10 protein-coding genes and 1 riboswitch are annotated in these 13,258 nt (G+C 70.5%); of the genes, 2 read left to right on the top strand and 8 right to left on the bottom strand.

The window, feature by feature from the left end; genetic code table 11:
* Positions 1-185: 185 nt before the first annotated feature.
* On the top strand, positions 186-986 hold the full coding sequence (locus tag ACWEK3_RS16355; protein WP_390874471.1) for an ABC transporter ATP-binding protein: 801 nt from the start codon (positions 186-188) through the stop codon (positions 984-986).
* A gap of 60 nt (positions 987-1,046) precedes the next feature.
* A complete protein-coding gene (locus ACWEK3_RS16350) occupies positions 1,047-3,578 on the top strand; it encodes an ABC transporter permease (RefSeq protein ID WP_450543636.1) in 2,532 nt (843 codons plus the stop codon).
* 296 nt (positions 3,579-3,874) lie between these two features.
* Here ACWEK3_RS16350 and ACWEK3_RS16345 read toward each other — a convergent pair whose 3' ends face one another.
* The 8 genes from ACWEK3_RS16345 to ACWEK3_RS16310 form a co-directional block, all read right to left on the bottom strand.
* Positions 3,875-5,185 carry a class I SAM-dependent methyltransferase gene (locus ACWEK3_RS16345; protein ID WP_450547116.1) on the bottom strand — a complete coding sequence of 437 codons (1,311 nt, stop codon included), beginning with the start codon at positions 5,183-5,185 and terminating at the stop codon, positions 3,875-3,877.
* Between the two features lie 241 nt (positions 5,186-5,426).
* Positions 5,427-6,809: an NAD(P)/FAD-dependent oxidoreductase gene (locus tag ACWEK3_RS16340; protein WP_384427422.1), complete on the bottom strand. Its 1,383-nt coding sequence runs from the start codon at positions 6,807-6,809 to the stop codon at positions 5,427-5,429.
* Between the two features lie 441 nt (positions 6,810-7,250).
* On the bottom strand, positions 7,251-8,192 hold the full coding sequence (locus ACWEK3_RS16335; RefSeq protein ID WP_365417112.1) for a Ppx/GppA phosphatase family protein: 942 nt from the start codon (positions 8,190-8,192) through the stop codon (positions 7,251-7,253).
* On the bottom strand, positions 8,189-8,794 hold the full coding sequence (locus ACWEK3_RS16330; RefSeq protein ID WP_376549437.1) for a DUF501 domain-containing protein: 606 nt from the start codon (positions 8,792-8,794) through the stop codon (positions 8,189-8,191). Before ACWEK3_RS16330 ends, ACWEK3_RS16335 begins: the two co-directional genes overlap by 4 nt.
* A 25-nt stretch (positions 8,795-8,819) precedes the next feature.
* Positions 8,820-9,296, bottom strand: coding sequence for an FtsB family cell division protein (locus tag ACWEK3_RS16325; RefSeq protein ID WP_450547114.1), 477 nt, complete (start codon positions 9,294-9,296; stop codon positions 8,820-8,822).
* A 162-nt stretch (positions 9,297-9,458) separates the two neighbouring features.
* On the bottom strand, positions 9,459-10,745 hold the full coding sequence (eno, locus tag ACWEK3_RS16320) for a phosphopyruvate hydratase (RefSeq protein ID WP_361411793.1): 1,287 nt from the start codon (positions 10,743-10,745) through the stop codon (positions 9,459-9,461).
* 257 nt (positions 10,746-11,002) lie between these two features.
* Entirely contained in the window at positions 11,003-11,710 is a 708-nt protein-coding gene (locus ACWEK3_RS16315; protein ID WP_453249942.1) for a transglycosylase family protein, read from the bottom strand.
* A 3-nt stretch (positions 11,711-11,713) separates the two neighbouring features.
* A riboswitch (cyclic di-AMP (ydaO/yuaA leader) is annotated at positions 11,714-11,881 on the bottom strand.
* A gap of 188 nt (positions 11,882-12,069) precedes the next feature.
* Entirely contained in the window at positions 12,070-13,128 is a 1,059-nt protein-coding gene (locus ACWEK3_RS16310; RefSeq protein WP_453249941.1) for a transglycosylase family protein, read from the bottom strand.
* Positions 13,129-13,258: the final 130 nt, after the last annotated feature.

Raw genomic sequence — 13,258 nt, 5'->3', positions numbered from 1 at the left:
TCTCGGGGACGGCCTCCTCGCCGGGTATCAGGGACGGTCCTCATCCCCAGGTATGACGTGCCCGGCCCCGGTCCGACCCCAGTCGGCCCCCGGAACGGGAACAGCGGCTGACTGCACGGGCCCGATCGGCCGCGACGATGGTCTACATCCCGCGAACATCGTCGTCCCGTCAGGAGCACCCACCCGTGACCACCTCCTCCATCGCCGGCCGGACCACCGCCGTGGCCGCGCGTGCCACGGATCTGTCGAAGATCTACGGACAGGGCGAGACCCAGGTGGTCGCCCTCGACCGGGTCTCCGTCGACTTCCGCCAGGCCGAGTTCACCGCGATCATGGGCCCCTCCGGGTCCGGCAAGTCCACGCTGATGCACTGCGTGGCGGGCCTGGACACGTTCTCCTCCGGTTCGGTGCGCATCGGCGACACCGAGCTGGGTTCGCTGAAGGACAAGCAGCTCACCAGGTTGCGCCGGGACAAGATCGGCTTCATCTTCCAGGCGTTCAACCTGCTGCCGACACTCACGGCCCTGGAGAACATCACCCTTCCGATGGACATCGCCGGCCGCAAACCGGACCGGCAGTGGCTCGACTCCGTGATCGCGATGGTCGGGCTCGCCGACCGGCTGGGCCACCGGCCCTCCCAGCTGTCCGGCGGTCAGCAGCAGCGCGTCGCCGTCGCCCGGGCGCTGGCCGCCAAGCCGGAGATCATCTTCGGTGACGAGCCCACCGGAAACCTCGACTCGCGCGCCGGGGCCGAGGTGCTCGGCTTCCTGCGCAACTCCGTGCGCGAGCTGGGCCAGACGGTGGTCATGGTGACCCACGATCCGGTGGCCGCGGCGTACGCGGACCGGGTGGTGTTCCTCGCGGACGGGCGGATCGTGGACGAGGTGTACGAGCCCACGGCGGACGCGGTCCTCGACCTCATGCGGCGTCTTCCCGGGGGGAACCTCCGGACCCCCGAGTCCGACGGCAAGAGCCGCGTCGGCTGACCTCCCGCCGCCTCCCACCCCCCTCGCCACCCCTCGTACACCCTGGACTGAGACGAACCCATGTTCCGCACAGCCTTGCGCAACGTACTCGCGCACAAGGCCCGGCTCCTCATGACCGTGCTCGCCGTGATGCTCGGCGTCGCCTTCGTGTCGGGGACCCTGGTCTTCACCAACACCATCTCGGACGCGTTCCAGAAGAGTTCCGCCAAGGGCTTCGACCATGTCGACGTGGCCGTGCGGGCCAAGTTCCAGCAGAGCAAGGGCGACCGGGTCGGCAAGCGGCCCGAGCTGACCCAGGCGCTGCTGGACGAGAGCGCCCGCGTCCCCGGCGCCGGCTCCGCCATCGGCGTCGTGCACGGCTTCACCGCGATCGCCGACAAGGACGGCAAGCTGATCGGCGGCGGCTTCCAGTCGCAGGGCGGGAACTACTGGGGCGCGAACGACCCCCGGTACCCGCTGAAGTCCGGCGCCGCCCCGCACGGCGAGGGCCAGGTCCTCATCGACTCCGAGACCGCCCGGCGCGCCGGGTACAAGGTCGGCGACCCCATCCGCGTCTCCGTCGACGGCCCCGTCCTGACACCCACCGTCAGCGGTGTCTTCACCACCGACGACGGCAACGTCGCCGCCGGCGGCAGCCTCGCCCTGTTCGACACGGCGACCGCCCAGAAGCTGTTCGGCAAGCCGGGCACGTACGACGAGATCGACGTGCGGGCGAAGGCGGGCACCAGCCAGGCGGCGCTGAAGGCGCAGCTGGACCGGGTGCTGCCGAAGGGGACGACCGAGACGACCACCGCCAGGCAGCTCGCCGACGACCAGGCGCGGATGATCTCGGACTCGATGAGCGGACTGCGTCAGGGCCTGCTGGTCTTCGCCGGCATCGCGCTGTTCGTCGGTACGTTCATCATCGCCAACACCTTCACCATGCTCGTCGCCCAGCGCACCAAGGAGCTGGCGCTGCTGCGCGCGGTCGGCGCCTCCCGCCGGCAGGTCACCCGGTCCGTGCTGATCGAGGCGTTGCTGGTGGGCGCGGTGGCCGCCGTGACCGGTCTGGTGGCGGGCATCGGCATCGGCGCCGGGCTCAAGTCCCTGCTGGGCTCGATGGGCGCCACCGTGCCCGACGGGCCGCTGGTCGTCACGCCCGGCACCGTGGCCGCCGCCCTCGCGGTCGGCGTCCTCGTGACCATGCTGGCCGCGTGGCTGCCCGGCCGCCGGGCCGCCAAGATCCCGCCGGTGGCGGCGATGAGCAGCCTGCACGCGCAGGCGACCACCAAGTCGCTGGTGCTGCGCAACACCATCGGTGCCCTGTTCTCGGCCGCCGGTGTCGCCGTGGTCCTGGTGGCCACGGCGATGGACGACATCGAGGCCGCCCAGGCGCCCATGGGTCTCGGCGCGGTGCTGCTGATCATCGGCGTCTTCATCCTGACCCCGCTGCTGTCCCGTCCGCTGATCGCCGCCGCGGCCCCCGTCCTGCGCGCCTTCGGCGTCTCCGGCAAGCTGGCCCGGCAGAACTCGGTGCGCAACCCGCGCCGTACGGCGGCCACCGCGTCCGCGCTGATGATCGGCCTGACCCTCATCACCGGCATGACGGTGATGGCGGGCAGCCTCCAGCACGCGATCGACAAGATGGCCTCGTCCGCGATCCGCGCCGACTACGTGGTGTCGATGGCGAACGGCAACTTCCTCTCCCCGGACGTCGACAGGAAGCTGCGTGCCGCCGAGGGCGTGACGGCCACCAGCCCGCTGCGCAACGCGCCCTCCCGCATCGACGGCCGGACCGAGTTCCTGACCGGGGTGAACGGCGAGTCGATCGGCGAGCTGACCGATCTCCGCGTCGACGACGGCTCCTTCACGGTCGGCGGCACGAAGGTCGTCGTGGACGCCAAGACCGCCACGTCGCACGACTGGAAGGCCGGTTCGGTCTTCACCGCCGCCTTCGAGGACGGCAAGAAGCAGCGCCTGACCGTCGCCGGGGTCTACGAGGGCAACGAGATGATCCGCGGGATCATGCTCGACAACGCCACCCTCGCGCCGCACCAGCCCGACCCGACCGACATGCAGGTCATGGTCAAGACCGCCGACGGCGCGTCCGACGCGACCAAGGACCGGCTGGTGAAGGCCCTCGGCTCCAACCCGGCGATCAAGGTCCAGGACAAGAAGGACATCTCCAACGGCATCGCGCAGATGTTCACCCTGATGCTGAACCTGCTCTACGGCCTGCTCGCCATGGCGGTGATCGTCGCGGTCCTCGGCGTCATCAACACCCTGGCGATGTCGGTGTTCGAGCGCTCCCAGGAGATCGGCATGCTCCGCGCGATCGGCCTGGACCGCAAGGGCATCAAGCGGATGGTCCGCCTGGAGTCCCTGGTGATCTCCCTGTTCGGCGGCGTCCTCGGCATCGGGCTCGGCGTGTTCTTCGGCTGGGCGGCCGGTGAGCTGCTGGGCTCCAGTCTGTCGACGTACGAACTGGTCCTGCCCTGGTCGCGGCTGACCGTCTTCCTGCTGCTCGCGGCGGCGGTCGGCGTGCTGGCGGCGCTGTGGCCGGCCCGGCGCGCGGCACGGCTGAACATGCTCCAGGCCATCAAGTCGGAGTAGCGGCGCCTCTGCGCCGAAGGGGCCCCTTCCATGGCGGAAGGGGCCCCTTCGGCGTGTGCGTGCCGGGCGTCGCGAGCCGGTGAACCTTTCCGGTCGCAGCACTAGTGCCCCGACAGACAGCGTTCGCCCCGTCGCGACGCCCGGCATGCTCCCCCGAGCTCTTCGAGCAGGGGGGACCCCCACTCGCCGCACCGGCCGAAAGCCCAAGTACGTCCAGTACGAGTGCTTCCGGCCGGCACGCCGATAGCACGCACCGGACGCCGCTCCTTCACGGGCAAACGTTGCCTGCCGCGGCACTAGGTGGCGGGCGCGCCCCAGGTACGGGTCCGCAGTGGCATCCCCGAGTCACCGGATCCGGGGGTCCGCACGGCCAGCACCTGGTTGACGCCGATGCGGTTGCGTTCGAAGGCGAGCGCGGAGGCCGCCATGTACAGGCGCCAGACGCGGGCGCGGCCGGGGCTGGTGAGCCGCGTTGCCCGGACCCAGTCCGCCTCCAGGTTGGCCACCCAGCGGCGCAGGGTGAGCGCGTAGTGCTCGCGGATCGACTCCACGTCGCGCACCTCGAAGCCGGCCCGCTCCAGCTGGGTGACGGTGGTGCCGACGGGTGCGAGCTCGCCGTCCGGGAAGACGTAGGCGTCGATGAACTCGTCCACGTGGTACGACGATTCGTCCCGCTGCGGGCGGCGGCCGATCTGGTGGTTGAGCAGCCGTCCGCCGGGCTTCAGCAGGGCGTGCAGCTCACGCGCGTAATCCAGGTAGCGGGCGGCGCCGACGTGTTCGGCCATGCCGATGGAGGAGATCGCGTCGTAGGGGCCGTCCCGCACGTCCCGGTAGTCCTGGACGCGGATCTCCACCCGGTCGGTGAGCCCCTCGTCGGCGACGCGCTTGCGGGCGTACGCCGCCTGTTCCTGGGACAGGGTGACGCCGACGACGCCCACGCCGTGCTCGCGGGCCGCGTGGACGGCCATCGATCCCCAGCCGCAGCCGACGTCGAGGAGGCGCTGACCTGGCCTCAGCTCCAGCTTGCGTGAGATGAGTTCGAGTTTGTCGTGCTGGGCCTGTTCGAGGGTGGCGAGGGGTTCGGGGGCCGGCCAGTAGGCGCAGGAGTACACCATGGAGGGGCCGAGGACGAGCTCGTAGAAGTCGTTGCCGACGTCGTAGTGGTGGCTGATGGCGCTCTTGTCGCTGCGTCGGGTGTGCAGGTGGCCGCTACGCCTGCGGGCCTCCTCGCGGGGCGGGGCAGGGGGCAGCGGCGGGCCGGCCAGCTTCACCAGGCCGCGGACGGCGGCGCGGGCCTGCGGGTCGCGCAGCGTCGCGGTGAGGCCGCGGGCGTCCTCGCCCCGCTCCCAGATCAGGCCCGAGAGCCGTTCCAGGGCGGCGTAGAAGTCGCCCTCGACGGTCAGGTCGCCGGCCACCCAGGCACGGGCCAGGCCCAGTTCGCCCGGCTTGAACAGCAGCCGGCGCAGGGCCCGGCGATTGCGTACGACGAGCATCGGTGCGTCCGGCGGCCCCGCCTCGGAACCGTCCCAGGCGCGAATGCGCAGGGGAAGCGGGGACCCCAGCAGCTGTTCGAGGAGTCGTGTGAGCCGCAGCGCGGCATCGGGCATGGTGCACACCTCCATGACGACGAACGCCGGAATGTCATCCACCACGTAAACACCGGGACGCGTCGAGCGCAGTCCCGCAACGTAGTTACGACTGGGCAAATACCACCGTTCCACCGCAACGGCTCTGGGTCACGCCGGGCGGAACGCCGAAGGACCTCCCGCACCACGGATGGCGGGAGGTCCTTCGGTTCGTTCGTCGGACCGGGAGGCCCGGAGGCCTGAAGGTCTGGAGACCTGAAGGTCAGGAGGCCTTGGCCTTCTCCTCGGTCTTGCTCGCGGCGGGCACCGGCGCGGGCTTGGCGGCCTCGTAGAACTCCTCGCGGGGGTTCTCCATGGCGCCGAGGGAGACGACCTCGCGCTTGAGGAACATGCCGAGGGTCCAGTCGGCGAAGATACGGATCTTGCGGTTCCAGGTCGGCATGGCCATGCCGTGGTAGCCGCGGTGCATGTACCAGGCGAGGCGTCCCTTGAGCTTGATCTTCATCTTGCCCATGACGATCATCGCGACGCCCTTGTGCAGGCCGAGACCCGCGACCGCGCCCTTGTTGGCGTGCTCGTAGTCCCCCTGCGGGAAGCCCCGCATCTGGGAGATCACGTTGTCGCCGAGGACCTTGGCCTGGCGCAGCGCGTGCTGGGCGTTCGGCGGGCACCAGGCGTTCTCGTTGCCCGCCCGGCGGCCGACGAGGTCGGGCACCTGCGCGTTGTCACCGGCGGCCCAGATGTAGTCCGTGCCCTGCACCTGGAGGGTGGGCGCGCAGTCGACGTGGCCGCGCGGGCCGAGCGGCAGGCCGAAGCGGGCCAGCGCCGGGTTGGGCTTGACGCCCGCGGTCCACACGATCGTGTTGGAGTCGACCTCGAGGCCGTTCTTGAGCACCACGTGGCCGTCGACGCAGGACTCCATGGAGGTGGAGAGGTAGACCTCCACACCGCGGCCCTCGAGGTGCTCCTTGCCGTACTGGCCGAGCTTCGGGCCGACCTCGGGGAGGATCTTGTCGGCGGCGTCGACGAGGACGAAGCGCATGTCCTCGCGGGACACGTTGTTGTAGTACTTGGCCGCGTCCCGGGCCATGTCCTCGACCTCACCGATGGTCTCGGCGCCGGCGAAGCCACCTCCGATGAAGACGAAGGTGAGCGCCTTGCGGCGGATCTCCTCGTCCGTGGTGGAGTCGGCCTTGTCGAGCTGCTCCAGGACGTGGTTGCGCAGGCCGATGGACTCCTCGATGCCCTTCATGCCGATGCCCTGCTCGGCCAGGCCCGGGATCGGGAAGGTGCGGGACACCGCGCCCATCGCGATGACGAGGTAGTCGAAGGGCAGCTCGTACGCCTCGCCGACCAGCGGGGCGATCGTCGCGACCTTCCGGTCCTGGTCGATGGTGGTGACCCGGCCGGTGAGGACCTCCGCCTTGGGCAGCACGCGTCGCAGCGGGACGACGACGTGCCGGGGGGAGATGCTGCCGGCTGCGGCTTCGGGGAGGAAGGGCTGGTAGGTCATGTACGAACGGGGGTCGACGACCGTGACGGTCGCCTCTCCGTAGCGCATCTTCTTGAGGATGCGCCGAGCTGCGTACAGGCCTACGTACCCACCGCCTACTACGAGGATCCTGGGACGCTCCGTGGTGCTCATGGCATCGAGTATCCACCTGTCCCAGGGGGGTCGCTCGTGCGCCCCTTCACAAGGTTGGGCAGGCCCTGTGCTAAACTCCGCGACCCCGCTCGCCGGGCCCTGACGGCGGCAGGCGGCCACTGTCCGGTTCAGGCCGTTGTCAAGGCCGCGTGAGCTGCTGCTCTGACCGAAGAAGGTCCCCCATGGAGGGGCCCTGCGACCCTTCCGGAACCGCTTCCCGGCGCTCACCCGAGCACGGTTTTCTGCCTGCTGAGACCCCGAAAAGGCTCCCGGGGGCCCTTTCGGCCCTTGACAGGGCCGAATTCCTTGTGAAGAACTTCACGAAGTTTTCCTGGCGGGGCGTCACCGAGGGGTGCCCGGCGGGCCCCCGGGGTGCGCCCACACGGTATCCGGACTGCTCAACCGGAGGCTACTGGCCAGTAGATCCAGCGCGGAACGAGCCTACGCCACCGACCAGGCGATGCCGTCGAGGATGTCGTGTTCGCTGACGACGACCTCCCGTGCGCCGATGCGTTCCATGATCGCCAGCAGGACCAGGGCGCCCGCGCCGATGACGTCGACTCGGCCCGGGTGCATGGAGGGGATCGCCGCGCGTTCGGCGTGCGTGGAGTGCAGCAGGCGCTCGCTGATCTCGCGGACGCGCTCGAGGGAGACACGGGAGTGGTGGATGGCCGCCGAGTCGTACGCGGGAAGCTCCTGCGCGATCGCCGACACCGTCGTCACCGAGCCGGCCAGGCCCACCAGGGTGTGCGCCTCGCGCAGCGGGACCGTTTCCTCGGCGAGGTCGAGCGCGGCCTCGATGTCGGCCCGTATGGCGGCGATCTGCTCCTCGGTCGGCGGGTCCGTGACCACCCCGTCCCGCACCAGGTGACGCTCCGTCATGCGGACGCAGCCCACGTCCACCGAGCGCGCCGCACGGACGTGGTCGTCGCCCACGACGAACTCCGTCGAGCCGCCGCCGATGTCCACCACCAGGAAGGGCCGGGCGAGGTCCGCACGGCCCGTCAGCTCCTTCGTCGCACCGGTGAAGGAGAACTCCGCCTCCTGGTCACCGGAGATCACCTCGGGCTCGACGCCGAGGATGTCCATCACCCCGCGCACGAACTCGTCCCGGTTCTCGGCGTCCCGGGAGGCGGAGGTGGCCACGAAACGCAGCCGCTCGGCGCCGTGCTCCTTGATGGCCTCGGCGTACTCCCGGCAGGCCGCGAAGGTACGCTCCAGCGCCTCGGGGGCGAGCCGGCCGGTGCGGTCCACACCCTGGCCGAGCCGCACGATGGTCATGCGCCGGTCCAGCTCGAGAAGTTCGCCCGTCGCCGGGTCGGCGTCCGCGACCAGCAGACGGATGGAGTTCGTGCCGCAGTCGACGGCGGCGACCCGGGTCATGCGCGGTCCTCCTCGGTCCCGACGGGCCCGGCGGCGAACCCGCCGTCCTCGGAGGCCCCGTTCTGCCGCCCCTCGCCGGACGGCGGCGCCGCGGGCGTCACGCACGGGCCCTTGCGCCACCACTCGGGCAGCATCGCGATCGCCTCGTCACCGAGCGGGTTCACGCCCGGCCCGGCCGCCAGCGAGTGGGCGACCAGGACGTGCAGGCACTTCACCCGGTCCGGCATGCCGCCCGCGCTGGGGAAGCCCGTCAGCTCCTCGATCTCGTCCCGGCGCCGGATGTAGTCCTCGTGCGCGGCCCGGTACGCGGCCGCCAGCTCCGGGTCGGTGGCCAGCCGCTCCGTCATCTCCTTCATCACGCCGTCGGCCTCCAGCGTGCCGATGGCCGAGGCGGCGCGCGGGCACGTCAGGTAGTACAGCGTGGGGAAGGGCGTGCCGTCGGGCAGCCGCGGGGCCGTCTCCACGACGTCGGGCTGCCCGCAGGGGCAGCGGTGCGCGATCGCGCGCAGCCCGCGCGGCGGCCGCCCGAGCTGCTGCCTGAAGGCCTCGACGTCCGCCTCGGTGGGTTCGGTGCGCTCGGTGGGCGGCGGTGGGGTTTCCATGCCTTGCGTATGTCTCTCTGTCAGTTCACTGGTCGGAGGCGTCGGACTTGTCGACCCCGTCCCAGACGTTGGCGTACCAGGGGCGGTGGGCCGTCCCCCGCTCGGCGCGGGACCGCTCGGCCGGACCCGGGTCGACCACGACGTAGCCGGTCTCCCCGGGCTTCACGTAGTGCAGCCGCTGCCGGATCTGCTGTTCGGCGTAGGCGTCGTCCTGCCAGCGTGCCTTGAGGTCGCGCAGTTGTTCCACCCGCTGCTGGGCCTGCCGCTTCTGCCGTTGCAGGTCGGCGATGTCGGCGCGCTGGGTGACGTACTGCCGCATCGGGTACGCCAGGGCGACCACCAACGAGCACAGCACCAGCGCGAGCAGCGCCGCGCGGCCGGTGAGGCGGGAGCGGCGGGCCTGGCGGCGGGTCTGCGAACGGTAGACACGGGCCGCGGTCTGCTCACCGAGCAGCCTGAGCCTGGTCGTGGTGGAGAACCGGTCCCGGTCCTTGACGGCCATCGTCCCGCCTCCCGTTCGTGCCCGCGCACACACGTGCGTACGTCCCCGGACACGGTACGGGACCGGGTACGGGGACGTACGTGCGACTGGCGAAGCCTTACGCTTTGCGGCTCAGCCTCCGGGACGGCTCGGCCCTCGGAACGGCTGAGCCCTCGAAGCGGCTCAGCCCTTGAAGCGAGGGAAGGCCGAGCGGCCGGCGTACACCGCGGCGTCGTCGAGGATCTCCTCGATGCGCAGCAGCTGGTTGTACTTGGCGACGCGCTCCGAGCGGGCCGGGGCGCCGGTCTTGATCTGGCCGCAGTTGGTGGCGACGGCCAGGTCGGCGATCGTGACGTCCTCGGTCTCGCCGGAGCGGTGGGACATCATGCACTTGAAGCCGTTGCGCTGGGCCAGCTCGACGGCGTCCAGGGTCTCGGTGAGCGAACCGATCTGGTTCACCTTCACGAGCAGCGCGTTGGCGGCGCCGTCCTCGATGCCGCGGGCGAGGCGCTCGGGGTTGGTGACGAACAGGTCGTCGCCGACGAGCTGGACCTTGTCGCCGAGCTTGTCGGTGATGACCTTCCAGCCGGCCCAGTCGTCCTCGAACAGCGGGTCCTCGATGGAGACGAGCGGGTAGGCCGCGACGAGCTCCTCGTAGTACTCCGTCATCTCGGCGGCGGAGCGCTCCTTGCCCTCGAAGACGTACTTGCCGTCCTTGTAGAACTCGGAGGCGGCGACGTCGAGCGCGAGGGCGATCTGCTCGCCGGGGGCGTAGCCGGCTTCCTTGATCGCCTCGAGGATGAGGTCCAGGGCCTCGCGGTTGGAGCCGAGGTTCGGGGCGAAGCCGCCCTCGTCGCCGAGGCCGGTGGACAGGCCCTTGCTCTTCAGGACCTTCTTCAGGGTGTGGTAGACCTCGGTGCCCCAGCGCAGGGCCTCGGAGAAGGACTCCGCGCCGATCGGGGCGATCATGAACTCCTGGATGTCCACGTTGGAGTCGGCGTGCGAGCCGCCGTTCAGGATGTTCATCATCGGCACCGGCAGCAGGTGCGCGTTCGGACCGCCGAGGTAGCGGAAGAGGGGGAGGTCCGAGGCCTCGGAGGCGGCGTGGGCGACGGCGAGGGAGACGCCGAGGATGGCGTTGGCGCCCAGCGAGCCCTTGTTGTCGGTGGCGTCCAGGTCGAACATGGCCTGGTCGATCAGACGCTGCTCGGTGGCGTCGTAGCCGACGAGCTCCGGGCCGATCTGCTCGATCACGGCGAGGACGGCCTTCTCGACGCCCTTGCCCTGGTAGCGGTTGGGGTCGCCGTCACGGAGCTCGATGGCCTCGAAGGCACCGGTGGAGGCGCCGGAGGGGACGGCGGCACGACCGGTGCTGCCGTCGTCGAGGCCGACCTCGACCTCGACCGTGGGGTTGCCTCGGGAGTCCAGGATTTCCCGGGCTACGACGACGTCGATGGACGGCACGAGCATCTCCTTCTGGGATGTGACGCTGGAAGTGCGGGGCGTGAGCCTTGCGACTAGAGCCTAACCGTCCCGGGGCGGCGACCGGCCGACCGACCGCCTCGTGGACAGAGTGACGGTACCTATTGTTCCCGCTCGGAACAAAGGAGAGGGGAAGGTTCGGGAACGGCCGGGCGTGCGGGAGGCGAAAAAACCCCGCCCCGGCGCGCAGGGGGGAACGCGCCGGGGCGGGGAGCCCTGGAAAGCACCGAGGGCGGGACGGGCCCTTACTTCAGGTGGAGCTGCTGGCCCGGGTAGATGAGGTCGGCGTTGTCGACGATGTCCTTGTTCAGCTCGAACAGCTTCTTCCAGCCGCCCTGGACGCCGTGCTCGGCGGCGATGGAGCTGAGGGTGTCGCCGGAGACCACCTTGTACTCTCCGTCGCCCTTCTTGACCTTCTCGCCGGTCGGCGTGGTGACGGTCTTGCTCGGGGCCGGACGCGTCGCGGAGCGGTTGGCGGCCTGCTGCTCGGTCGAGCGGGTGGTGGTGCTCTTGGCGGAGCTGCCGCTCGGAGAAGACGAAGAAGAAGACGACGAGGACGCGGGGGCGCCGCCGGTGTAGGCGGCGCCGGACAGGCCCTTGCCGCAGACCGGCCAGGCGCCCTTGCCCTGGCCCGCGAGGACCTTCTCGGCGACGGCTATCTGCTGCGACTTGGAGGCCAGGTCGGCGCGCGACGCGTAGGCGGTGCCGCCATACCCGGCCCAGGTGGAGTTGGTGAACTGGAGGCCACCGTAGAAGCCGTTGCCGGTGTTGATGGACCAGTTGCCGCCGGACTCGCACTGGGCGACCGCGTCCCACTCGGAGGCGGTGGCGGCGGAGGCGTCGCCGACCGCCATCAGCGGGGCGGCGACGGCGGCGCCGGCGACACCGGCGAGCGCGACGACACGGGTGGCCTTGGACGTACGACGGTGCTTGCCCTTGCTGGAGAACAGCATGGTGGATCCCCTCACCGACGCCTGCGAGGTGAGCTGTCGGGTTCGGGCCGGTTGAGTTGCCCGGCCGTGCCTCGTGCGTGAGGCACGGCTCCACCCCTAGCCGCTCCGGTCAACTGCCGGGCGCGGCACTTACCTTGGGTCCCCCGCTCCTGCCCACGGCGCTTGACGCGACGACTGTTCCCGTACGGCCGCTGGCAGGATTCGGCGTTGCGGCAGCCGGGGCTCGCGGTGACGAGCGGTCACGACCGTAGGCACGCGCTCCGCCGAATTCCAAAGACGATCAGGACTTCTGAGAGTCATCCCACACTTTCACCGAATGGGACATTCAGTGCGAAGTGGGGCGTGAACTCCCGCTGCTTTTAGGGCGTTTCGGTAGGGAGATTCAGGGTCTGACCGGCAGAGATGTGGTTGGGGTCGGACCCGATCGCCCCCCTGTTCGCCGCATACAGCGCATCCCATCCGCCTTGGAGGTCAAGGGAGTCGGCGATGGACTCGAGCGAGTCGCCGGCGCGGACGGTGTAGGAGTCGGCGACGACGGCGCGCGTGACGCCACCGCGGGAGGCGTGGCGGCCGGAGGACGCGGCCGCGTGACTGTCGGCCGGGTCCTCGGCGGCACTGCCGCCGCGGTGCCGCCCACCGCCGAGCGCCCCGGCGTCGAGCGCCCCGGTGTCGACCAGGGTCGAAGTGCCGCCGACCTGCCACGAGTTGTCCATGTCACCCGGCTGCGGCGTGACCGAGGGCGAGGCGTCGGGCGACTGGGACTTGCTTGCGGCGACATCGGGAGACGTGTCGGAATTGGCCGGGTTGCCCTTCTTGGCGGGCGAGGACGGCGAAGGAGAGGATGTGGTGGGGGACGCGGTCGGCGAGCCGGAGGAATCAGCCGGACCCGGGTCGGCGTCCGACGAACCGGACGAACCGGACGGGTCGCTCGACGATGTTTGTGACGAGTCGGACAGACCGAGGTCCTCCGTGAGGGACTTTCCGGACGAGTTGGAGGATCCGGACGAATTACCCACACCGGTGTCGACCTTCGCCGCCCCGGACTTCTCGTTGAGCCCGGAGAGCAGCCCGCACGTCGGCCAGGCACCGGGGCCCTTGTCGGCGAGCAGCTTCTTGGCCACGGCTATCTGCTGGGACCGGCTGGCCTGGTCGGCGCTCGACGCGTAGTCGAGGCCGCCGTACTTCTCCCAGTCGTCCTGCGTCAGCTGAAGGCCGCCGTAGTAGCCGTTGCCGGTGTTGGCGCTCCAGGCGCCGCCACTCTCGCACTTGGCCACCTTGTCCCACGCGTTGCCGTCGGCCGCGCTGGCGCCGCCGGCGCCGATCAGCGGGATGGCGATGGCGGATCCGGCCACTCCGGCGGCGACGAGGAGGGCCGGAGCCTGACGGGGCCGACGGTGACGACCGTTCCCGGAGAGCATACGGAGACCTTTCGTGCGACAGCGGTGACCCGCGTGGCGACCGCGGACTCGGCGCCACGCTGATGGGTGAAAGTATCGGCTGACGATCGCCTGTCACAAGTTCATGCCGCACAGATCACGTGAAGATCAC

It is taken from the genome of Streptomyces sp. NPDC004721, from assembly GCF_053601495.1.
Note: the sequence above shows the minus strand (reverse complement) of the source record. Positions and strands in the feature narration are given on the sequence as shown.

What these genes read in the sequence shown, in the direction of transcription:
- ACWEK3_RS16350 (WP_450543636.1), top strand. Translation starts at nt 1,047, where the DNA reads ATGTTCCGCACAGCCTTGCGCAACGTACTCGCGCACAAGGCCCGGCTC.
- ACWEK3_RS16330 (WP_376549437.1), bottom strand. Translation starts at nt 8,794, where the DNA reads ATGGAAACCCCACCGCCGCCCACCGAGCGCACCGAACCCACCGAGGCG.
- eno (WP_361411793.1), bottom strand. Translation starts at nt 10,745, where the DNA reads ATGCTCGTGCCGTCCATCGACGTCGTCGTAGCCCGGGAAATCCTGGAC.
- ACWEK3_RS16335 (WP_365417112.1), bottom strand. Translation starts at nt 8,192, where the DNA reads ATGACCCGGGTCGCCGCCGTCGACTGCGGCACGAACTCCATCCGTCTG.
- ACWEK3_RS16345 (WP_450547116.1), bottom strand. Translation starts at nt 5,185, where the DNA reads ATGCCCGATGCCGCGCTGCGGCTCACACGACTCCTCGAACAGCTGCTG.
- ACWEK3_RS16325 (WP_450547114.1), bottom strand. Translation starts at nt 9,296, where the DNA reads ATGGCCGTCAAGGACCGGGACCGGTTCTCCACCACGACCAGGCTCAGG.
- ACWEK3_RS16340 (WP_384427422.1), bottom strand. Translation starts at nt 6,809, where the DNA reads ATGAGCACCACGGAGCGTCCCAGGATCCTCGTAGTAGGCGGTGGGTAC.
- ACWEK3_RS16315 (WP_453249942.1), bottom strand. Translation starts at nt 11,710, where the DNA reads ATGCTGTTCTCCAGCAAGGGCAAGCACCGTCGTACGTCCAAGGCCACC.
- ACWEK3_RS16310 (WP_453249941.1), bottom strand. Translation starts at nt 13,128, where the DNA reads ATGCTCTCCGGGAACGGTCGTCACCGTCGGCCCCGTCAGGCTCCGGCC.